This is a genomic window from Coprococcus sp. AF99-45 (genome assembly GCF_027663865.1).
Classification (GTDB): Bacteria; Bacillota; Clostridia; order Lachnospirales; family Lachnospiraceae; genus Allocoprococcus; species Allocoprococcus comes.
The window spans coordinates 183,559-207,264 of record NZ_JAQDGZ010000005.1 but is presented as its reverse complement, the minus strand read 5'-3'; the positions used below and the strand labels follow the sequence as shown (position 1 = coordinate 207,264).

Genomic DNA, 23,706 nt, shown 5'->3' with positions numbered 1-23,706 from the left:
CTTAATTATCCGTCTGTTTTTCCCAGAACAGACGGATTTTTTCTTCCACAATGTCTAACCGGCATCTTTCACAGTCCGCCCATTCTTTCGGGAAAATCTCTTTCCCCTTCTCCCTCTGAAAACGCTCATCCAGAAGAAGTATCACTCCGCGGTCATCCTCTGTTCGGATCACCCTTCCTGCCGCCTGCAAAACCTTGTTCATCCCCGGATACCGGTAAGCATAGTCAAACCCGTAAAGTCCCTTCTGGTCAAAATAGCTTTTCAGGATTTCCCGCTCATTGCACACCTGCGGCAGCCCTGTTCCGATGATCAGTGTCCCGATCAGCTTCTCATTTGTCAGATCGATTCCTTCTGAGAAAATCCCGCCAAGAACTCCAAAACCGATCAGACTTTTCTCTCTTCCCATTTCAAATGCACGCAGGAAATTTTCCCGTTCTTCTTCATCCATGTGCTTCTGCTGAATAACCAGTTCCATCTCTTCTTCATCTGATGCAAGAAGCTGTGTAAATTCCTGATACACATCTTCCATAAACTGGTAAGACGGGAAAAAGATCAGATAATTCCCCATTTTTGCTTTCACTACCCGGAAAATGTATGTCGCATATCGTTGATACATTTCCCTGGAACGCATGGTGTAACGGGTACTCACATCCACACCATTCATAAGCAGTCTCTTCTTTGTATCAAACGAAGAATCAATGTAGACCGCATAGTTGTCTTTTTCCGTACTCAGAAGTCTTTTGTAATACTGGATTGGCAGAAGTGTTGCCGAAAAGAATACAGCACTGTTCCCCTTATCCAGACATTTCTGCAGATTTGCCGCCGGGTTAACACAAAACAACTTCAGAACAAATCTTCCATTCTCCTGATACTCCGTATAGATGACATAGTTCTCATCCAACCCATCATATATATTCAGGAAAGACCTCACTTGAAAATAAAAATCCAATACGGTTTCCCGGACTTCTTTATCCACACATTCCTCGAGATACCGGTCTGTCTCAGATAGTACATTCATAAGCTGGATTCCAAAATGCGAAATATTGTCCAGCACCTTATAGTTTTCACACTCTTTTTTCATTGCCAGAAGAATCTTATTACATGCCTCCAGTCTTTTTGCAAACCGCGGTGCTTCTCCCTTTACCAGTTTCTTCACCGCAAGAAAGTCCTCCTTGCATAACTCTGCACTGTACATCTGCCGTCCACGTTCTACCAGATTGTGTGCCTCATCGATCAGAAACAAATATCCTCCAGCGCCACCTTCTGCAAAGAAACGCCTGAGCCGGGCATCCGGGTCAAACACATAATTATAATCGCAGATCACACCATCCACCCAGGTCGACACATCCAGTGCCATTTCAAATGGACAGACCTTATGCTTTCTTGCCTGCGCTTCCAACACTTCCCGGCTCATCACATCTTCCTGCATCAAAAGCTCATAGACCGCGTCATTTACCCGGTCAAAATGCCCTTTGGCATATGGGCAGTCATCCGGATTGCAGCTTGTCTCCTCACAGAAACAGATTTTTTCTTTTGCCGTTAAAGTGATCACCTTGAACTTCAGATTCTGTTCCCGTAAGGTTTTGAATGCCTGCTCCGCCACCGTCCGGGTGATTGTCTTTGCCGTCAGATAAAAAATCTTCTCACCCAGTTCTTCTCCAACCGCTTTCACTGCCGGAAATACCGTTGAAATCGTCTTCCCCACTCCGGTTGGTGCCTGGATGAACAACTTTTTCTTCCGAAGAATCGTCCGGTAAACAGATACCGCAAGCTCTCTCTGCCCTTTACGATATGGAAACGGAAATTCAATCCCTTTAATAGATGCATTTCTTGCCTTTCTCCATTCAATCTGGAACTTTGCCCATTTTTTATACTGTCGAATCACTTCATCGAACCAGACTTTCAGTTCGTTACTCTGATAAGAATACTGAAACCTTTTCACCTCTTCCGTCTCCATCTGGCAATAGGTCATCTGTACCCCGATCTCATCCACCCCTTCCTGTTCTGCTACCATGCTGGCATAACATTTTGCCTGTGCCAGATGAATGCCTGACGGTTCCTGCACCCGGTCAAGTTCCCGCAGAACACCCTTGATCTCATCTACCATGACCTGCTCTTTTGTATGAATCAGTCCGTCGGCACGTCCTTCTATTTTCAAAATAAACCCATCACAGACGATCTCTGTCTTAAGAGGTACCTCCGCCTGATAATCCGATCCCATCTGTCTCTGGATCTTCCGGTGAATCCGACTTCCCATCTGCATATTCTCCGGATCTTGTCCGCCTCCTGTTCGATTGTCAATATCCCCTTCTCTTAAAATAAACTCCACAAGGTTTCGCACCGAAATCCGGATCACCGGGAGATTCTCGTCCATGTTCTTTCTGCCTCCGCTTTTTGCTACTTGTTATCATACCATAAACACATGTTCCTTGCCAATTGTATCCGTCCTGTCATGATATGGCTTTTCACATTTTCCGTGCCTCTATAGCTAAAAAGCCCCGGCGATCATCACCTCGCCGGAGCTTTCTTCTTAATTGAACTTGTCAATGATGTTTTTAAGATACTGGTTGTCTGCCTCATAGAACTTCTCCTGTTCTACAATCTCGGCAAGTTTCGGATCGATCGGCATCTTTCCGAGTACTTCTACCCCAAGTTTTTCTGCAATCTCGTCAATGTGGCTTTCCCCAAATACAGATATTTTCTTTCCACAGTCCGGACATTCCAGATAACTGTAGTTTTCCACCAGTCCGAGAACCGGTATGTTCATCTTCTTTGCCATATTGTAAGCTTTCTCTACGATCATCTGTACCAGATCCTGTGGCGAAGTCACGATCACAACGCCGTCTACCGGAAGTGACTGGAATACCGTAAGAGGAACATCCCCTGTTCCCGGTGGCATATCAACAAATAAGAAATCCAGATCTCCCCACATTACATCAGTCCAGAACTGGGTTACTACTCCTGCGATCACCGGTCCTCTCCAGATGACAGGATCTGATTCGTGTTCCAGAAGCAGATTAACCGACATGATCTTCGTGCCATCTTTTGCAACGCACGGGAACATTCCCGCCTCGCTTCCGACTGCACTTCCATGCACTCCATACATCTTCGGGATAGATGGTCCTGTGATATCCGCATCCAGAATACCAACTGAATATCCCTGCTGTACCATCATACGTGCAAGAGATGCTGTCACCATTGATTTGCCGACTCCACCTTTACCGCTGACTACTCCAATTACTTTTTTTACCTGTGAATACGGATTTGCCGGTGCTTTCAGATCTTTCTTCGCACTGCTGCATGAACCCGCATGTGCACAGGAAGAACATGATTCCGGCGAACATCCGCTGCTTTTTTCTTCTGCCATAATGCCAAACCTCCTACTTTTTCAGGATATCTCTCTATCCTATTCTTCCACTGCTGCGATCACTTCAATTTCGCAAAGAAGGTTCTTCGGAAGTGTCTTAACAGCAACACAGCTTCTGGCTGGTTTTGATGTGAAATATTTTGCATAAACTTCGTTAAATGCGGAAAAATCTCCCATATCAGCAAGGAAACAGGTTGTCTTTAATACTTTGTCAAAAGAAGTTCCTGCTTCTTCAAGGATTGCTCCGATGTTCTTGCATACCTGGTCAGCCTGTCCTTCGATAGTATCAGCTTCTACAGTATCTGTAGCCGGATTGATCGCAATCTGTCCTGCCGAATAAAGAATTCCCCCATGTACATATCCCTGGGAATATGGTCCAAGTGCTTTTGGTGCTTTTTCTGTTGATACTAATCTCATGTTGCAAATCTCCTTTTCAAATATATTCTTTCTCTAGCATATCACATCTACCTCAAAATTCCAAATTTATTTTCGCATACAATGTTATGCCAGCTCTGCTTTTTCTCTCGTCACATTCTGAATCCATTTATAGCTTCGGTAGCGCATGACTGTGATCGGTACTTTGATCACCTCATCACTCATCAGAAGGATATAAACAACCTGCACCGGCGCATGAAAGACAAAGGCAGCGATCATACCCAGCAGAATAGAGCATCCCCACATGGTAGACACATCCAGGATCAGACCAAACCTGGTATCTCCTCCTGCCCGGAATACACCCACCACAAGGGTCGTATTGATCGCCTGGCAGAGTGTAAAGTAAGACATAACAAAAAACATAAAATAAAGATACCCCTGCGCTTCCTGTGAGAGTGTCATCACATGATTTGCAATCGGAGCAGCTATCAGAATGATGCCGCCTCCTACCGCACCGGTAATAATACTCAGCCACAAAAATCTTTTTCCATACTCTTTTGCCAGATGAAACTCTTTTGCACCGATGGTCTTACCAAGATAAATGGCAGTCGCATTGGATACACCAAAGGCAACCACCGTTGCCAGCTGTCTTGCGACCTGAGCAACAGAATTTGCTGCCACCGCTGCACTTCCCAGATGACCGATCACTGCTGTATTCGCAGTAGAACCAAGTCCCCACATCATTTCATTCAAGATCACCGGACTCGCATAAATCAGAAAGTCTTTTAGAAGCACCTTGTCGATCTTACGCATATAGACCGGGTGAAATCTAACGTCATGGTTTTTTACTTTTGCATACCAGATTACAATGATAAGTTCTACGATCCTTGCTGTCAGAGTTCCGATTGCCGCACCCATAATTCCCATCTTCGGTAAACCAAATAAGCCAAAAATAAGAAGCGCATTTACCAGGACATTACAAATTAGTGACGCGCTGTAGACAACCGTTGCAATCACAACCTGCTCGATACTCCGCATAATGTAAAGATAGACCTGCGTTGCCGCCATCAGGACATAGGAAAGCGCCACGATCCGCAAATATTTCACACCTTCTGCGATCACGGCCGGGTCACTGGTATAGATATGAAGCAGCACTTCCGGAATGATTTCCGCAACAATGGTAAAAAGAGCTGCACAGCTGACACCGATGGTCATTCCCATTCCAAGGATTTTTTCAATCGTCTGTGTATCTTTCTTTCCCCAGTACTGTGCGGTCAAAACCGTTGCACCTGATGTTGTACCGAAAAGGATCAGTGTCATGACAAACTGTATCTGCCCTGCAAGGGATGCACCTGAAAGAACTTTTTCGCTGACTCTTCCAAGCATCAGCACGTCTGCCGCCGTCACACCCACATTGATCAGATTCTGAAGTGCCATTGGGATTACAAGTGCGAACACTTGTCTGTAAAATTTTCTCTTATTTATTTCCATCTTATTTTCCTGCTGCTTTCCGAAAAATCTGGTATACATCTTCGGCAGTAAGTTCTTTGATTTTTGAAAGTTTTACAGTATCATTTAATGTCGCAGCCATAGCAAGTTCCCGCAGATCTTCCTCTGATACTTCTCCGATCTCCAGTTCCTTTAAATTTGTCGGCATATGAATCTCACGGAAATATTCTACCGTCCGGCGAATTCCCTCTTTTGCGGCTTTCGCCACATCTTCTTCCTCTACGCCCCATACTTTTTTTGCGTAATGCGCAAATCTTTCTTCATCGTTTTTATAGACATATTCTGCCCAGGATTCCCAGACAGCTGAAAGGGTTGCACCATGCGCCTTATCATATTTTGCACCAAGTGCATGTCCGAGCTTATGTACAGAAAAATCTTTTGCTCTTCCGAGACCTGTCAGACCATTATGTGAAAGACTTCCTGCCCACATGATTTCACTCATGGCATCGTAGTCTGTCGGATTCTCCAGACCTTTCTTTCCATTTTCAATCACAACCCGCAGAACTCCCTCTGCAATCTCATCTGTCATCTGATTTCTCGTATTCGGAATAAAATAACGTTCCAGCGTATGCATCATGATATCTACGACTCCACATGCAATCTGATATTTTGGAAGCGTATAGGTAAGAACCGGATTCATGATCGCAAACTTCGGGCGGTTCAGGCCGGTGCTGATTCCTCCCTTTTTCCCTGTTTCTTCGTTTGTCAGAACTGCGGAATCGCTTGTTTCACTTCCTGCTGCCGCAATCGTAAGTACGCATCCTACCGGTGTCGATCTGGTAAGTATGATTTCACCTCCCCAGATTTCCTCCAGAGACCAGTCCGGGTTTGCCACACCATGGGCGATCGCCTTTGCTGTATCAATAGAACTTCCACCGCCTACTGCAAGAAGAAAATCCGCACCGAACTCAATTGCTTTCTCAACGCCTTCCTGTGCATATGCCATCCGGGGATTTGGCTTTACTCCGCCAAATTCCGCATAAGCAAGTCCTTCTTTTTCCAGTGCTTCTTCTATCTGCGCAAGAAGTCCGCTTTTTTTTACACTTCCACCGCCATATACGATAAATACACGGCTTCCGCCCCATTTCTTAACTTCTTTCCCAACTTCTGCCTGTGTGTTTTCTCCAAACAGGATTTCTGTCGGGGTATACTGTATAAATTTTTGCATTTTACCTCTCTCCTTAAAAAAATCCGAACCGTTCAATAAAGATTGCGGTTCGGACTAAATCTTTCAGTCTTATCTTATAACCATACTTTTCCGGTATGTTCGCCATTGATTACATAGTATACTGCATAATCTTCCGGTTTTACATAAAGCTCAATACTCTTGATCTCGGAAATTTTATGTTTCTGTTTTGTCCAGTCTTTTTTTACTGAAGCAATCATATCTTTTGTGTTTACTTCTTTTTCACCATACTGAAGAACAACTTCTGTTTTGATTTCTTTCTTTGCCGCAGATTTTTTTGCTGTTGTTTTTGGTGCTGCTTTCTTTACTTCTTTTGTAACTTTCTCTGCAGTTTTCTTCACTTCTTTTGCAGCTTTTTCAGCTGTTTCTTCTACTGTTTTTTTCACTTCTCCTGCAGCTTTTTTTACTTCCTGCGCTTTCTTTTCAACAGTAGCCTTTACTTCTTTCGGCTGTGCTTCTTTTTTAGCAGTTTCTTTTACTTCTTCTACTTTTTCGCTGACTTTATCTTCTGCTGCTTTAACTGCTGTTTTTACTTCTTCTTTAGTTTCTGCCGTTGCCTTTACCTCTGCTGCCTTTGTTTCTTTTATCTGTTTTTTCAGTGCCATATTGGTTTGCCCTCCTTAACCGCTAAGCCTTACTATTTTAAATCCGCAAAACTGACAATACGCTGTGTTATCATTTGCTCTTTGACATTATAGCATACTAAATGAAAAAAGTCACATTTTTTCATTTAATTTTACATGCCTCCGTGTTATACTATAAAAAGGACGAGAAAAGGAGGTACGTGTTATGGGTATTTTATTAGTAGCACTGATCGGTGTAGCAATCATCGCCGCTGTCGTTGTTGCTTCTTTCACTGCCGTTCTCGGAGGTGTCATCGGAGGAGAACTGGAAGACGAAGAAGAATAGTAAAAAAGTGGCTGCGAAAAACTCAATCGGGTTTTTCGCAGCCACCTTTTTATTATTCTTCAAATGTTTCTTTTAACTTATCCATGAACCCTTTTTTCTTAGCTTTACCCTTCGATTCAGAAGCCGGCTCTTCCTGGTTCAGTGTATTTCCTGTCAACTGATCAAAATGTCTAAGCACTTCTTTGGCTTCCGGACTTAATTTTTCCGGGGTCTGAATAACCAGCGTCACATAATGATCACCTCTGACCTGAGGATTTCTCAAAGAAGGTACCCCTTTTCCTTTCAGGCGTACTTTTGTATCAGTCTTAGTTCCCGGTTTTACGGTATAGATCACATCACCATCAACCGTCTTGATTCGCACATCACCACCAAGTGCTGCCTGCGCAAACGAAATTGGTGCAGTTGAGAAAATATGAACATCCTGTCTCTGGAAGATTGGATGTCTGGAAACCGTAACTTCTACCAGAAGGTCTCCCCTCGGTCCGCCATTCACACCTGGTTCACCTTTCTCACGGATTCTTACGCTCTGACCATTGTCAATACCTGCCGGGATTGTGACTTTGATCTTCTTGCGGCTTGAAGTATAGCCTGTTCCACCACAGTCCGGACATTTCTCACGAATGATCTTACCTGTTCCATGACAGTCCGGACAGGTCTGCACATTCTGCACCGTTCCGAAGAACGACTGTGATGTATAAACAACCTGACCTTTTCCACCACATTTTGAACAAGTCTCCGGACTTGTTCCCGGTTTTGCTCCTGTTCCGTTACACTTTGTACATGGATCTTTCAGAACGATATCCAGTTCCTTCTCGCATCCAAAAATTGCTTCCTCAAATGTAATCCGGACACCTTTACGGATATTGGCGCCTTTCATCGGACCATTGTTCGCACGTCCGCCTCTTCTGCCACCGCCAAACAGATCACCGAAGATATCACCAAAAATATCACCAAAGTCTGCCCCGTTAAAATCAAAACCGCCATATCCACCGGCTCCGCCTGCACCGCCTTCAAACGCTGCATGACCAAACTGATCGTACTGACGCCGTTTGTCTGCATCACTCAGAACAGCATAGGCTTCAGAAGCCTCCTTGAACTTCTTTTCGGCTTCTGCATCTCCTGGATTCATATCCGGGTGATATTTTTTCGCCAAAGCTCTGTATGCTTTTTTCAGAGTCGCATCATCCGCATCTCGTGATACGCCCAGGATCTCATAATAATCCCTTTTTGCCTCTGCCATAATCCTACCTCACTTAGATATTTCTCAAAGTATTTTAATACAGAATGTACCCTGGCACATTCTCATGCCCGCGCCGGCTCTCTGCAACATCTTCTTTGCACATGCAGTTCACCTAACCGGAGGCTTTTTATGTCATAAAAAACTATTTTTATTTATGATACATGAAATCTGCAAGACGGTATAATGCCGCCTTGCAGTTTCTCATCTTATCTTACGGATTAAACTTCTTTGTAATCTCCGTCAACTACGTCATCTCCGTTAAATCCTTCCGGAGCCGGTCCTGCTTCTGGTGCAGGTCCAGCCTGTGGTCCTGCCTGACCAGCCTGTGGTCCTGCCTGACCAGCCTGTGCGCCTGCCTGTTCGTAAACCTTTGTGAACAGTTTCTGAGCGCTTTCCATCAGTTTTTCTTTTCCTGCTTTGATTTCTGCAACCTGAGCATCTGTAAGTTCTTCTGTATTCGCTTTTGCAAGCAGATCTTTCAGAGCCTGTACGTCAGCTTCTACTGCTGCTTTGTCTGCTGCATCGATCTTATCTCCAACTTCGCCAAGTGCTTTTTCTGTCTGGAATACCATAGCGTCGGCATCGTTCTTAGCATCGATTGCTTCTTTACGTTTCTTATCCTGAGCTTCAAATTCTGCAGCTTCTTTTACAGCTTTGTCGATATCTGCATCAGACATATTAGATCCTGCTGTAATTGTGATGTGCTGTTCTTTTCCTGTTCCCAGATCTTTTGCAGATACATTTACGATACCGTTTGCATCAATATCGAATGTAACTTCGATCTGTGGGATTCCACGTGGAGCCGGCGGAATTCCATCCAGTCTGAACTGTCCGAGGGACTTGTTATCTCTTGCAAACTGTCTTTCACCCTGTACAACATTGATATCAACGGCTGTCTGGTTATCAGCTGCTGTAGAGAAGATCTGGCTCTTCTTTGTCGGGATTGTTGTGTTTCTCTCGATCAGTCTTGTAGCTACACCACCCATTGTTTCGATAGAAAGTGAAAGTGGAGTTACATCAAGAAGAAGGATGTCGCCTGCACCTGCATCTCCTGCAAGCTTACCACCCTGGATAGAAGCACCAAGTGCTACACATTCATCCGGGTTAAGAGATTTACTTGGTTCTTTTCCTGTCAGACGTTTTACTTCTTCCTGAACTGCCGGGATACGTGTAGATCCACCAACAAGAAGTACCTGACCTAAGTCTGCTGCTGTAAGTCCTGCATCAGAAAGTGCACGTCTTACCGGTTCCTGTGTCTTTTCTACAAGGTCACGTGTCAGTTCATCGAATTTAGCTCTTGTAAGAGTCATATCAAAATGCTTCGGTCCTTCAGCTGTTGCTGTGATGAACGGAAGGTTGATGTTTGTTGTTGTTGCAGAAGAAAGTTCTTTCTTTGCTTTTTCAGCTGCTTCTTTCAGTCTCTGAAGTGCCATTCTGTCTGTTGACAGGTCTACGCCTTCTTTTGCCTTGAAATCTGCAAGCATATAATCTGTGATCTTCTGGTCGAAGTCATCTCCACCAAGTCTGTTGTTACCAGCTGTAGAAAGAACTTCGATAACGCCGTCACCGATCTCGATAACAGATACATCAAATGTACCACCGCCAAGGTCGTATACCATGATCTTCTGTTCTTTTTCATTGTCAAGTCCATATGCAAGAGCTGCTGCTGTAGGCTCGTTGATGATACGTTTTACATCAAGACCTGCAATCTTACCTGCATCTTTTGTAGCCTGACGCTGAGCATCGTTGAAGTAAGCCGGAACAGTGATAACTGCTTCCGTAACTTTTTCTCCAAGATATCCTTCTGCATCTGCTTTCAATTTCTGAAGGATCATAGCTGAAATTTCCTGTGGAGAATATTTCTTTCCATCGATGTCTACTTTATGATCTGTACCCATCTCACGCTTGATAGATGAGATTGTCTTTTCTGCATTTGTTACTGCCTGACGTTTTGCAGGTTCACCTACAAGACGTTCTCCTGTCTTTGTAAATGCTACTACAGATGGTGTAGTTCTTGCTCCTTCTGTATTTGCGATTACGACCGGCTGTCCACCTTCCATAACCGCTACACAACTGTTTGTTGTACCTAAGTCAATACCAATGATTTTGCCCATTATGAAGACCTCCTGTTAATATAATAAAAATTGTATTTTGCTTTGTTATTTATATAAAGTGTATCGTAAATGCGGTACACGGTATATCTTAGTTTGCTACCTTTACCATGCTGTGTCTTACGACTGAGTCACGGTACATATATCCTTTCTGGAATTCCTCGGCTACTACATTTTCACCAAGTTCTTCATCCTCCACATGCATCACTGCATTGTGGAAATTCGGATCGAATTCCTGACCAACTGCTTCGATCGGTTTTACTCCGATTCCTTCCAGTGTGCTCATCATTTGTTTATAGATCTTATCCATTCCATCTACGAACGGATCATCTTTCTTTTCTTCCGGTACGGACTGAAGTCCGCGTTCAAAGTTGTCTACAATCGGAAGAATTTTTTCTACAACATCTTTGGCTCCGATCTCATACATCGCTGACTTTTCTTTTTCAGTACGCTTTCTGTAATTATCGAACTCAGCCATGTGTCTCGTAAGTTTGTCTGTCAGATCTGCGATCTGCTCATCCTTTTTATCTTTTTTATTCTTCTTTTCAAACAGCTTCTTTTTCTTTGGTTCTTCAGCATCTTCGGAATTCGTCTCTTTACCAACAGCTTCTTCCTCTGTTGCTTCGGTTTCTTCCGGTTCCTGCCCTTTTGCCTTCTGCTCTTTGGCTTCTGCCTCCGCAGCTTTCTTTGCTTCTTCCACCGCTTCTTTTACCATTTCTTCATTACTCATCTTTTTATCCAATGGTTCTTCCACCTTTCTTACTTCTTATTCGAGCTTTTTCGGCTCATCCCTGTGGAATATGTCATCCAGCTCTGCCATCAGTGTCTTAAGCGTCTTCATGACATGTTCATAATCCATTCGCTTCGGTCCGATGATTCCGATGGTTCCCTGCATGCCCTCGCCCAACTCATATGTTGCTGTGACTACGCTGCAGTCTTTCATGTTCTCCACATTCGATTCATCTCCGATGTATACCTGGATGTCTCTGTCTTCACCGCCGTTTGCCATTGACTTTGTTACCAGAGCGGCAAGCTGCTGCTTTTCTTCAAAAGCACTGATGATCTCCTGTGCGCTCTGCTTATCACTAAGCTCCGGATACTTGAAAATATTCGTCGCGCCACTGGTGTAAATCTCCATGTCGTCATCCAGCTGGATCACATTCGCTACTGCATCCAGGACACTGCTCATCACACCACTGTGGATCCCTGCCTGTTCTTTCAGTCTTGCGATCACTCCCAGATTGATCTGCTCTAGTGAAGTTCCGTTCAGCGAAGTATTCAGAAGCATATTCAGCTTCAATAGTGCTTCATTGCTGAGCGGCTCATCCAGTGTCACGATCTGGTTCTTTACAATGTTGCCTTCCATCACGATCACAACGATCAGCTGATGGTCATCAACCTGTGAAAGCTGGATAAATTTTAATTTGTTCCCGTTGTAAGTCGGAGTCGAAATCATCGTCGCATAATTCGTGTTGTTCGCAAGAACCTTTGCAACCTGCTTCAGAAGTTCTTCCATCTTGTCAGCCTTCTCAAGCATCTGACCTTTGATTTCGGTAATCTCCTGTTCTTTCTGGCTCATCAGCATATCCACATACCATCTGTAACCTTTATCCGACGGAATCCTTCCTGCTGATGTGTGAGGCTGCATGATATAACCAAGCTCTTCGAGATCTGCCATCTCATTCCGGATCGTTGCCGAACTTAAATTCAGATCCGTATACTTGGAAATCGTTCTGGATCCCACAGGCTCTCCGGTCTCAAGATAGTTCTTAATGATTGCATGTAAGATCTTCGTCTTCCGCTCATTAAGTTCCTGTATGGCTTCCATATGCTACCTCCTTTTTGTTATTAGCACTCGTTATGTCTGAGTGCTAACATTTTCTACGCTTATAAATGTACCACTTACTATTCACTTTGTCAACAGGGTTTATGATTTTTTTATTTTTAGTCCGGTTCCACCCGGATATGCTGTCGGATTCCAATTCATTTGAGGGAATGGAGATGAGGCTCAGAACATTATGGAAACTTTTGCTGACATAATGTCCGCTTTCAGAGGCTCATCGGAAGGGTTTGCCGATTGAATTGGAACCCGACAGCATATCCGGGTGGAACCTCACTCAAGCCTATAATAATCGACTTGATTTGGGCGCTTACAGGACATACTATAAAGGATTTACTTGCTTTTTTAACAATACTGTATTGCGTGGGGCGGGACTTAATGGCTGCGCCATTTTCGTCCGCAAATATTGGGATCGGACTGTTTGAAGATGATGTATTTTCTACTTCCTGGGATTAGGCTGTTTTGAGATGATGCATTTTCTACTTTCTGGGAGCTCCACACTTCCACTTAAACAACAACTGGCTGGAGCAACCGGTTTTTTCCGCACATCATCAGACTGGGGCGTCCCGTCTGTATGTTTTCTGTCTTCCAGGAAGAGGGTGGGGAGTTTTGGAGGAAGGGAGCGGGGCGACCAGGCAGAAAAGAAGGGATTCCAATTCATTTGAGGCAATGTAGATGAGACTCAAATCATTGTGGAAGCCATGGCTGACACAATGATTGTTTTCGGAGGCTCATCGGAATGGTTTGCCGATTGAATCGGAATCCCTTCTTTTCTGCCTGAACCGCCTGTTCCCTTCCTCCCAAACTCCCCACCCGACCGTCAAACCAAAAAATACACACCTCAGCCTCCCGGTCTGATGGTGTGCATTTCTTCTATTATATATAGTACATATCCTGACTGTATTCACTGTATTCCTGATATTTTTGTTCGAGGTCAGAGAGAAACAGATTCTCAAGGATATCCTGTAGTCCTCTGTTCAGACGTTCGATAACTTCACTCTGTACAGCCTGAGCCGCAGCTCTTCCGTTCTCGGCGCCTTCTACATCCTCTTCTTCGATGAGATAATCACCTTCCAGCGCACGTAATATTTCCGCAACCGAAATCTTTGTGGCAGGCTTCGCCAACAGGTATCCCCCCTGCGGTCCTTTCACGCTTTTAATGATTCCGGCTTTTCTGAGTGCCGCAAATACCTGTTCCAGATACTGCGGTGAAATACTGTTACGCTCTGCAATTGCTGCAAGTGCAACATGGGATTCTTTCGAGTATACGGACAGGTCGATCAGTGCCCGAAGTCCGTATCTGCTTTTCTTTGAAAAATTCATATTCTACTCCGTGAAGAGCGGTGTGGAGTAATATCTGTCTCCGGTATCCGGAAGCAGTGCCACAATCGTCTTTCCTTTGTTTTCCGGACGTTTTGCAAGTTCGATCGCTCCATAAAGTGCGGCTCCCGAAGAAATTCCTACCAGGATTCCTTCTTTCTTTGCAAGCAGCTTTCCTGTTGCAAAAGCGTCATCATTTTCTACAGTAAATATTTCATCATATACAGTTGTGTTGAGTACGTCCGGTACAAATCCTGCTCCGATTCCCTGAATCTTGTGAGGACCACCTTTTCCTGTAGAAAGTACCGGTGAGCTTGCAGGCTCCAATGCAACGATCTTCACATCCGGATTCTGGGATTTCAGATATTCGCCGACACCGGTCAGTGTTCCACCTGTACCAACACCTGCGATAAACAGATCTACTTCTCCGTCTGTATCCTTCCAGATCTCTGGTCCGGTTGTCTTTCTGTGTACTTCCGGATTAGCCGGATTAACAAACTGTCCAGGAATATAGCTGCCCGGGATCTCTTTTGCAAGTTCCTCTGCTTTTTCAATCGCACCCTTCATTCCCTTTGCGCCTTCTGTCAGAACAATCTCTGCTCCGTATGCTTTCAGGATGTTTCTTCTTTCTACACTCATTGTCTCCGGCATAGTAAGAATGATACGGTATCCTTTGACTGCTGCAATCGATGCAAGGCCGATTCCCGTATTTCCCGAAGTAGGCTCAATGATAACAGAACCTTCTTTTAATAATCCTTTTTCCTCAGCATCCTCGATCATTGCTTTGGCAATTCTGTCTTTTACACTTCCGGCCGGGTTAAAATATTCCAGTTTCACAAGGATTCTTGCCTCTAATCCTAATTCTTCTTCAATATTTTTCACCTCTACAAGAGGAGTATTTCCAACAAGCTCTAAAGCACCATTATAAATTTTTGACATCGTAAGTTCTCCTTTCTTTCCTACTGTTTTGATAGGTTTAACTCGATGATGTCATTATATGCCTATAAAACCTATTTGTCAAGTATACTTTATATTTTTCTGATTTTCCAAATTTTACTCTTCCAGCAGAAACTCTACAAACACACTGTTGCTGACATCGATCCCCCGTTTTGTAAGCCATACTCTGTCATCATCTTGCTCAAGAAGCTTTAAGCTTTCCAGTTTGCAGATCGGTTCACCGTAAATATCCTCCAGACTCTTCCCAAAATACTCTGAAAATTCTTTTTTTGAGATTCCGTTCATTTTCCGCAGTCCAAGAAACATAAATTCCTCCATCTCCTCAGTTTCTGTCAGAAGCTCTGCCTGAAATTTGTTCCTGTAGGAATGTGCATACTCCCTTAGCTGATCCGGGTTCGTGTAGCGACTCATTTTTCCTTCCAGCTTCCTGCATTTTCCAATCAGATCCCCGGGAACCAGAGATGCCGCACCAATTCCAAATCCCAGATACGGAATTCTCTCCCAATATCCCAGGTTGTGCCGGCAGGCATATCCCTCCTTAGCATAATTGGAAATCTCGTAACGGTGATATCCGTTCTTCTCCATCAGCGTTTCCGTATCCCAGTACATCTGACGCTCCGCATCCTCATCCGGAAGCTTTGGTCCTTCTTTTGCCTCGTCTTCTACATATTTTTTATAGAAAGTTGTTCCCTCTTCCAAGATCAGACTATATGCAGAAATATGCTCCGGGGAAAGTGCCATTACCCGCTCCAGTGTACGCCTCCAGCTTTCCACCGTCTGCCCCGGAATTGCCGAGATCAGGTCTACATTGATATTTGAAAAGCCATTGGCTCTCGCCAGATGATATGCTTCCCGAAATTCTTCATAAGTATGGATTCTTCCAAGCAGACGAAGTTCCTCATCATTGACCGACTGCAGACCGATACTCAGACGGTTCACCCCTGCCTGTCTGTACTTTCGCAGTTTTTCTTCCGTTACCGTTCCCGGATTCATTTCCATAGTGATCTCTGCGTCCTCATCCAACGTAAATATTTCCCTGACCGTATCCATCAGCCGCCCAATCTGCTCACCGGTAAGAAGAGATGGGGTTCCGCCTCCGAAAAAAACGGAAATCACCCTGTAATTCTGCACTGTATCCGGACAGTTTCTGATCTCGTCGACCAGCATTTTCACATATTCCTCTTTTTCCTTTTCTCCGGCCGGACCGGAAAGGAAATCACAATATGCACACTTTTTCACACAAAACGGAATATGAATATATAGTTCTAAAGGCTGCATCTGCTTTTCTCCTTTTCTGTGCAAAAGGCAGGAACCTTTCCTCGGAAATCGCTCCTGCCTTTTTGTGTATACGATGAGCCAAGTACAGATTTGTGCTTGCACAAGAATCTGTACTTGGCGAATGTACATCATCGAGCTGTTAAGCGAGATAGTGTACAAAGTATACGAATCGAGTAGGAGTCAGCCTGCCCGATTATCTTTTGTCTGTCTATTTGTCGTCCAGTTTTAATACACTCATAAATGCCTTCTGTGGAATTTCTACATTTCCAACCTGGCGCATACGCTTCTTTCCTTCCTTCTGCTTTTCCAGAAGCTTCTTCTTACGGCTGATATCACCGCCGTAGCACTTGGCAAGTACGTCCTTACGCATGGCTCTTACTGTCTCACGGGCAATGATCTTGCTTCCGACAGCTGCCTGGATCGGAATTTCAAAAAGCTGTCTCGGAATCTCTTCTTTGAGCTTCTCACACATCTTTCTTCCTCTCTCATAAGCACTTCCCGCAAATACAATAAAGGAAAGAGCATCCACTTCTTCTTTGTTGATCAGGATGTCCAGCTTGACCAGATCAGATTTGACATAGCCGAGCATTTCATAATCAAAAGACGCATAACCGCGGGATCTGGATTTGAGCGCATCAAAGAAATCATAGATGATCTCATTCAGAGGCAAGTGGTATTTCAATACCGCTCTGGTCTCTTCGATGTATTCCATTCCCTGATATTCGCCACGTCTTTCCTGACACAGATCCATGATCGCACCGATAAATTCGGATGTCACCATAATCTCTGCTTTTACCATCGGCTCTTCCATAAAATCAATTTCTGACGGATCCGGAAGATTAGACGGATTGGTCAGGTCGATCACTTCTCCGTTGGTCTTGTGCACCTTGTAGATAACACCCGGCGCAGTTGTCACCAGATCCAGATTGTATTCTCTTTCCAGTCTCTCCTGAATGATCTCCAGATGCAAAAGTCCAAGGAAACCACAGCGGAAACCAAATCCCAGCGCAAGAGAGGTCTCCGGTTCAAACTGAAGTGCCGCATCGTTGAGTTGCAGTTTTTCCAGTGCATCTCTCAGATCCGGGTATTTGGAGCTGTCTGCCGGATACATTCCGCAGTACACCATCGGGTTGACCTTTTTATATCCCGGAAGAGGCTCAGAACATGGATTTTCCGCACCTGTTACGGTATCACCCACACGGGTGTCCTTTACATTTTTCAGGCTGGCTGTAAAATATCCAACCATTCCTGCTGAAAGCTCATCACAAGGGATAAACTGTCCGGCACCAAAATATCCAACCTCCACAACATCAGCAGTTGCACCTGTCGCCATCATATGAATCGGCATTCCTTTCGTGATACATCCTTCTTTGATACGGCAGAATACGATAACGCCTTTATACGGATCATAGAGGGAATCGAAAATCAGTGCCTGAAGCGGTGCATCCGGATCTCCTGTCGGAGAAGGGATCTTTGTCACGATCTGTTCCAGAACCTGATCTACATTAAGCCCTGTCTTTGCCGAGATCAGTGGTGCATCCTGCGCTTCAATTCCGATCACATCTTCAATCTCTTCGATCACACGCTGCGGCTCTGCGCTTGGAAGATCGATCTTGTTGATAACCGGCATGACATCCAGATCATGGTCCAGTGCCAGATATACATTTGCCAGTGTCTGCGCTTCTACGCCCTGTGCCGCATCAACGACCAGGATCGCTCCATCACAGGCTGCAAGACTCCGTGACACTTCATAGTTAAAGTCTACGTGTCCCGGAGTATCGATCAGATTAAAGATATATTCCTCCCCATCCTTTGCCTTATAAACCGTGCGGACTGCCTGTGATTTGATTGTGATACCACGTTCTCTTTCCAGATCCATGTTATCCAGCACCTGGGCCTGCATCTCTCTGCTGGTCAGAAGACCTGTCTGTTCGATAATACGGTCCGCCAGTGTGGATTTTCCATGGTCAATATGTGCAATAATACAAAAATTCCGAATCTTTTTCTGATCCATATGCATATTTTCAGTCTCTCCTTTTTCTTCTTATCTATATCTGATTACTTTTCCCGTTTACTACTGTACTGCACCAGAAAGAGTTCCACCGAGAGGATATCTCCCATCTTTCCGGTTTTTACATCTTCTTCCGTCTGTACACCGGCTTCTACGATCCCACGCAGCTCTTTCCTGGTAAATGCCTTCGCCTGTGCCCGGTACTTTCCTACCAGGAATGGCATGATTCCCACCTTGGCGGCAATCTCTTTTGGCGGAACCCCAGTACGATCCATCTCTTTTACCTCCATCAGGATACGGAACTGTCTGGTCAGCAGGTAGAGGATCCGCATCGGCGGTTCCTTCAGTGTCAGAAGATCATAATAGTAATCCAGCGCTTTTTTCTGCTCTTTTGCTGCAACCGCATCTACCATATCAAAAATATGGTTTCCGATCTGCGTAGTACAGATTTCATCAATATCTGCTGCCGTAATCTCCGTGTGGTTCATGCAGTAACAGAATAATTTTTCCAGCTCCTGCCCGAGATTCTCCATGTCATTACCAGTCTTTGCAAGCAGATAGCGCACTGCTGCCTCCGACATCTGAAGCTTCTCCTTTTTCGCCATCCCAAGGATCCAGCGGATCAGTGTCTTTTCATCCTGCCGCTTCAGTTCTACAATATGACCTTTCTCCTTGATCACTTTGTAGAGCTTTCCTCTCTTATCCAGCTCTGATTCCACAAAGATCATATAAGTGGTCTCCGGCATGTTCTTCAGATATTCTGCCAGCTCCGGTGTCGCATTTTTCAGAAAACCGGTATTTTCCAGAACGATCAGCCTGCGCTCTGCAAAAAAAGGTAAGGTCTCGGCAAGGTCGATAATCTCCTTCGGGTTCGTGTTCTTTCCCTCAAAATAACGATAATTCATCGTGTCACCTTCCGGAACCATCGCTTTGACGAAACGGTTTTTATATAATTTTTTCAGATAAGCTTCTTCGCCGTACAGAAGATAAATCTGCTTAAACTGTCCTGTCTTTAAATCTTCATTCAAACTTTTCATGGACTTTGGATACCATATTCCCTTCCATCTGTATACATACTGACAGCACCTCTGTCTTTCGTATTATATAGGCTTACGCCCCATTTTGCAAGTCTTTCCAGTGTTTCCGCATGCGGATGTCCATAACGGTTTTCTTTTCCGGATGAACAGAATGCTGCCCGTGGTCGGATCACTTCCAGAAGCTCTTCGCCGGTCGCATTTCTTGATCCGTGGTGTCCGACTTTCAGCAGATCATAACACGCCGGAAGTTCTCCTTTTTTCCGGAGATTCTTTATTCTCTCTGCCAACAGCTCTTCTCCGGTATTTTCCAGATCTCCGGTAAAAAGCATGGTAATTTTTCCATATTGCAGGTGAAGTACCAGAGAATTTTCATTTCCATTTTCAGATGGCTCACCTTCTCCAGGCCAGAGACAACGCATCTTCAATTTTCCAGACAGAAAAATAGTATCCATCTCCATTACCCGTACCTTCGTTCCTGCCTCTTCTGCCAGATTACATAATTTAATAAGCCTTTCATCCCAATATTTCTGTTCCGGAAAAATCAGATACTGGATTTCTACTCCATACTTTCTCCGTTCCAGAAGTTCTTCCACTGCATTTAAGTGATCCACATCCCCATGCGTCACCCACACATAATCCAGCCTCTTCACGCCCCGGAATTTTAAAAATGGTTCCAACCGGTATCTTCCTGCTGCATCTACCGAACTGCTTCCGCCGTCGATCAGGTAATTTTTTCCGTTTCCGTCCCGAAAGAAAAAACAGTCGCCCTGTCCCACATCCAGCATAGTCAGCTCCATCTGCCCTCGTTTCCACTTTGGGATCCCGAGCAGGATGAGCAGGATCCCAGCTGTCGCGAGCTGTCTTACCACCTGTTTCCCGGTTTGTCTGCCCTCTTTCTTTTCCTTCCTTTTTCTCCACAAATAAAATAGAAGAACCCCATAATAACAGGCAATCTGCCAGAGCCGTGGTCTTCCCGGAATCCACCTTGCCCCCGGAAGTTCCAGGAGCAGACCGCTCCCTTTTTCATAAAAAAGCAAAATCCACTCTGTTATTTTCCAAAGTGCACTCTGCATTATATCTCCTGCCCCACACGGAATCAGCATGACTGCCATCCCTGCACTCCCGCAAAGCAGAAGCACGGATGCCATCGGAATTACCAGAAGATTCCAGGCTGGCGCATACAGGCAGGTTTCATAATAGTGCCACAATGTAACTGGCAGCAGAAAAAACCAGAGCCTCACCGCCATCCGGACACTGTCTGAAAATCTGCCTTTTTTATTTTCCGAACCAATCAGATAGATACCGAGAACCGCAGCAAAAGAAAGCTGGAACCCTGCCGTAAAAAGCCGCAACGGATTTGTCAGAAGCAGACCAATTTCCGCAATCCCAAGTGCCGTCAATCCATCGTATTCCCTTCCTGTCAGCTCTGCTCCCATCCGGATCAGAAACATGGTAAACGCCCGCAGTGCCGAAACACTCATTCCGGTCATCACCACATAGCTCCCAAGAAGCAGACTTCCCACTACACCGGCCTGTAAAATAGAAAATCCGGTTTTCCTAAGCCCCCGGTAAAGTCCGTTGCCAAAAAAAGAAATATGCAGACCGGATATGGCAAGCAGATGCCCGATCCCTGCCACCCGGTAAAGTTCTTTCACTTTCTCTTCTGTATAAAAAGAATCTCCCAGAAGAACCGCACACAAAATACCCCCTCGATGCTTTCCCATCTCTCTGCAGATCTCATCTGCGGTCCGGTTCCTAAACTGCCACAGCTTTTCCCGGAAGAAAGTCTTTTTCACCTGTTTTTCCAGAACCTTCCCTTTCCATAAGACTGCCTGGATATTCTGCTGCTTATAATAATTTTTCTGGTCAAAATTGCCCGGATTGGCCGCCGGATCAAAAAATCCCACATTGCCTTTAACCAGGATCCGCTGTCCGATTTCCGGACCATTTCCCTTTTCATCCAGATAGACAAGCAGCCTCTCGTCAGCGACTGCTTTTCCATTCCCCATTTCTCTGATCTGTATTTTTTTCAGATACAGGATCAGTTTTTCTTCTTTTCTGGTTTTCTGATAAACCTCTCCTTCCACCATCACTTCTTCCGACTCTTTCCAGAGCTTCTCACACCTTGACACACCGAGTCTTCCAAAAATCTTTCCTCCCCCTGTCAGATACAGTACCAGAATCAGTCCTGCCAGAAGTATTCCGGCAAAACCAAGTCTTCGCTTGATCAACCGATCAATCCTCCTTTATCATTTCCTGGTTTCTGCTCAGAGGTTCATCCAGCTTTATACTCTCCTGATATACAATACTGCTGTCTCCGTTGATTGAAATCTGTACTTCAGAGACATTTCCACCATCGATCACTGAATTTACGATGGAATAGATCACCGTCTCCGGACTGACTCCCGGAGCAATGTTCCGAAGTCCTTCATCAAAATTCAGATAGCAGATATGATCTTTGATCGACACACCCAGCAGCTTTGTTCCTTTTGGTATGGTAGCAAGCAGTCTGTTATTGGATGGTCCTCGCATCAGCTGTTCCACTACAACCCGTTCCTTCGACTCATTGCTGTTATACCGCACCGTATCCTCTTCCTTTTGCAGCTTTTCTCCAGATGAACCTGCATAATACAGCGTAAGCTTCATCTCCTGGAAAGAGTTAATAGAAGAGCCTGTGTTCTGTACAAAATCTTCTGCCTGCTGGTATCCATAAGTATTCCCTTTTTTATCCGTAAGTGGCGTTCCATCTACACAGATCATCACCAGATCCACTCCATCGATCTGCGTCAGTGAACGGACAAGCGCTGCCCTGCACAGAACCTCTCTTACCGTATCCATCTTTCCGTAAGCCGCATTATAGTACAGGATCAGCTTTTCATCCTCCAGAGTGTATCTCTCCAGTTTTACCTTTTTCGGCAATGCCGCCTGTGCCTTCACCTCGTCATCACACTTCTGCAGCGCAGACAGCATTCCTTTTACTTCTTCGTCCACCGACTTTCCTGTTCCATCGTAGTCCTTCGGAACCAACGCCGTTCCGCTCTGGTTAATCTGGTAAATCGTGTATTTTGCATCTGCTTTCTGTTCCTTTTTACTGCATCCCACAATGCCTGTAAGAAGACACACCGCAAGAAGAATGCTTATGATCTGGTAAATTTTTTTCATTCTTCTCATCCTTCCCTCTTGATATAAGTAAGCGGGATCCGGACTGTAAATGTCGTTCCCTCTCCCGGTTCACTGTAGACCTTGATCGCACCGCGGTGCATGACAACCGCATTTCTTGCAATCGAAAGCCCAAGACCGGTTCCGCCGATCTCACGAGAATGGGATTTGTCCACACGGAAAAATCGCTCGAATATATGATCCGTATCTTCTTTCGGAATCCCGATTCCAGAATCCGCAACCTTCAGATAAAAATACTTATGATCCGCATTTAACGACACGTGTACCCATCCGTTCTCTTTATTGTACTTGATCGCATTTTCCACCAGATTCGTGATCACAAGTGCAATCTTTACCTCATCAATCTCCGCTGTCACCGGACGAAAACTCTCAAATACCAGTTCAATATTACTTTTTGCCGCAAGTGGCTGTAATCTTTTGAGAATCCGTTCTACCAGTTCATTAACATCCTGACTCTTAATATTTAAGTTTGCACCCTTCTTATCCAGTTTTACAAGATCCAGAAGGTCATTGATGATCTTATTCTCCCGCTCGATTTCTTCGGACAAATCACCCATAAATTCCCGGTAAAGCTCCGTCGGTGCATCCGGCTGCATCAGCAGTGAATCCGCCAGCACCTTCATAGAGGTCAACGGTGTCTTCAACTCATGGGATACATTTGCCACGAACTCTTCTCTCGATGCATCCAGTACTTTATAGCGGTCCCACAGCTTATTAAATGCATTGGAAATCCGTTCCGTTTCATCGTAAGCATTTTCATGGAGATAATTATCTCCATAGCCTCCTGCCATCTCCTCGATCGATTGAGACATCCTTTTCAGCGGCCTTACAAGCAGCATACCGATGACTGCTGATAAAAAGATCCCGATAATACTGATTGCAACCGTTGCAATTCTTGCCTTTGTCTGCAATGCCTCTACATTGTCACGCAGACTGTCTGTAGAAACACTAACCAGAATCATTCCTTTTACCGGCTCTTCCCCTTTTTTGACCGGGACTGCCACTTCAATGTACCGGCTCTTTCTGTCATAACTTGCCGGCTTCTCGCCGCGGAAGCATTTGACTACATCCTCGGAAATGATCGTCTTTCCCTCCTCCAGATCATAGGTATCTTCCACAATCCGGAATTCATCATCAATAACAAGCACTCTTCCATTGTAAATATTGGATAACTGTGATAGTTCTGTATCGATCACATCAGAAACTCCCGTTTTCAGATAATCAGAATTGACCAGCTGATTACTCAGAATCGTACACTGGTTTTGAATCTCTGCTGTGCGCACGGATACGGTTCTCTGATCATAGCTTTGCAGAATCGCATTCATCAGGATCACACTGGATAATATGACAAATACGCTCAGGATCACCGTTACCCGCACTTGCAGA

Annotated in this window: 18 protein-coding genes; all 18 read right to left on the bottom strand. The window is 44.8% G+C overall.

Annotated features, from left to right (window positions below; all coding sequences use genetic code 11):
• Position 1: 1 nt before the first annotated feature.
• The 18 genes from PGR14_RS06350 to PGR14_RS06265 all read right to left on the bottom strand — a co-directional run bounded on the left by PGR14_RS06350 (position 2) and on the right by PGR14_RS06265 (position 23,645).
• Positions 2–2,374, bottom strand: coding sequence for an ATP-dependent DNA helicase (locus PGR14_RS06350; RefSeq protein WP_270223159.1), 2,373 nt, complete (start codon positions 2,372–2,374; stop codon positions 2–4).
• Positions 2,375–2,530: 156 nt separating this feature from the next.
• Positions 2,531–3,367 carry an Mrp/NBP35 family ATP-binding protein gene (locus tag PGR14_RS06345; RefSeq protein ID WP_022220556.1) on the bottom strand — a complete coding sequence of 279 codons (837 nt, stop codon included), beginning with the start codon at positions 3,365–3,367 and terminating at the stop codon, positions 2,531–2,533.
• A 39-nt stretch (positions 3,368–3,406) separates the two neighbouring features.
• A complete protein-coding gene (locus tag PGR14_RS06340; RefSeq protein ID WP_022220557.1) occupies positions 3,407–3,784 on the bottom strand; it encodes a RidA family protein in 378 nt (125 codons plus the stop codon).
• An 84-nt stretch (positions 3,785–3,868) separates the two neighbouring features.
• On the bottom strand, positions 3,869–5,233 hold the full coding sequence (locus PGR14_RS06335; protein ID WP_227084508.1) for an MATE family efflux transporter: 1,365 nt from the start codon (positions 5,231–5,233) through the stop codon (positions 3,869–3,871).
• Position 5,234: 1 nt separating this feature from the next.
• Positions 5,235–6,419 (bottom strand): iron-containing alcohol dehydrogenase, encoded by a 1,185-nt coding sequence (locus PGR14_RS06330; protein ID WP_055157573.1) that lies wholly within the window; start codon positions 6,417–6,419, stop codon positions 5,235–5,237.
• Between the two features lie 74 nt (positions 6,420–6,493).
• Entirely contained in the window at positions 6,494–7,042 is a 549-nt protein-coding gene (locus tag PGR14_RS06325) for a DUF6465 family protein (protein ID WP_070098902.1), read from the bottom strand.
• Positions 7,043–7,398: 356 nt separating this feature from the next.
• Positions 7,399–8,586: a molecular chaperone DnaJ gene (gene dnaJ / locus PGR14_RS06320; protein WP_008374725.1), complete on the bottom strand. Its 1,188-nt coding sequence runs from the start codon at positions 8,584–8,586 to the stop codon at positions 7,399–7,401.
• 218 nt (positions 8,587–8,804) lie between these two features.
• A complete protein-coding gene (dnaK, locus tag PGR14_RS06315) occupies positions 8,805–10,700 on the bottom strand; it encodes a molecular chaperone DnaK (RefSeq protein WP_055246610.1) in 1,896 nt (631 codons plus the stop codon).
• 88 nt (positions 10,701–10,788) lie between these two features.
• Entirely contained in the window at positions 10,789–11,427 is a 639-nt protein-coding gene (gene grpE / locus PGR14_RS06310; protein ID WP_055157615.1) for a nucleotide exchange factor GrpE, read from the bottom strand.
• 36 nt (positions 11,428–11,463) lie between these two features.
• Complete coding sequence (gene hrcA, locus PGR14_RS06305) at positions 11,464–12,525, bottom strand: heat-inducible transcriptional repressor HrcA (protein WP_022220707.1); 1,062 nt, start codon at positions 12,523–12,525, stop codon at positions 11,464–11,466.
• 888 nt (positions 12,526–13,413) lie between these two features.
• The gene (locus tag PGR14_RS06300) at positions 13,414–13,860 is read right to left on the bottom strand and encodes an RrF2 family transcriptional regulator (protein WP_008374709.1); all 447 of its coding nucleotides are present in this window, start codon (positions 13,858–13,860) and stop codon (positions 13,414–13,416) included.
• Positions 13,861–13,863: 3 nt separating this feature from the next.
• Positions 13,864–14,796, bottom strand: coding sequence for a cysteine synthase A (cysK, locus tag PGR14_RS06295; protein ID WP_195230648.1), 933 nt, complete (start codon positions 14,794–14,796; stop codon positions 13,864–13,866).
• Between the two features lie 114 nt (positions 14,797–14,910).
• The gene (gene hemW, locus PGR14_RS06290; RefSeq protein WP_195368161.1) at positions 14,911–16,092 is read right to left on the bottom strand and encodes a radical SAM family heme chaperone HemW; all 1,182 of its coding nucleotides are present in this window, start codon (positions 16,090–16,092) and stop codon (positions 14,911–14,913) included.
• A 208-nt stretch (positions 16,093–16,300) separates the two neighbouring features.
• The gene (gene lepA, locus PGR14_RS06285; protein ID WP_008374702.1) at positions 16,301–18,112 is read right to left on the bottom strand and encodes a translation elongation factor 4; all 1,812 of its coding nucleotides are present in this window, start codon (positions 18,110–18,112) and stop codon (positions 16,301–16,303) included.
• Positions 18,113–18,150: 38 nt separating this feature from the next.
• Complete coding sequence (gene holA / locus PGR14_RS06280; RefSeq protein WP_175305892.1) at positions 18,151–19,140, bottom strand: DNA polymerase III subunit delta; 990 nt, start codon at positions 19,138–19,140, stop codon at positions 18,151–18,153.
• Positions 19,137–21,371 (bottom strand): DNA internalization-related competence protein ComEC/Rec2, encoded by a 2,235-nt coding sequence (locus PGR14_RS06275; protein WP_270223158.1) that lies wholly within the window; start codon positions 21,369–21,371, stop codon positions 19,137–19,139. The genes holA and PGR14_RS06275 overlap by 4 nt, the downstream gene beginning before the upstream one ends.
• Positions 21,372–21,375: 4 nt before the next feature.
• The gene (locus PGR14_RS06270; RefSeq protein ID WP_195479463.1) at positions 21,376–22,302 is read right to left on the bottom strand and encodes a GerMN domain-containing protein; all 927 of its coding nucleotides are present in this window, start codon (positions 22,300–22,302) and stop codon (positions 21,376–21,378) included.
• 5 nt (positions 22,303–22,307) lie between these two features.
• Positions 22,308–23,645 (bottom strand): sensor histidine kinase, encoded by a 1,338-nt coding sequence (locus PGR14_RS06265; RefSeq protein ID WP_442872480.1) that lies wholly within the window; start codon positions 23,643–23,645, stop codon positions 22,308–22,310.
• Between the last annotated feature and the right edge of the window lie 61 nt (positions 23,646–23,706).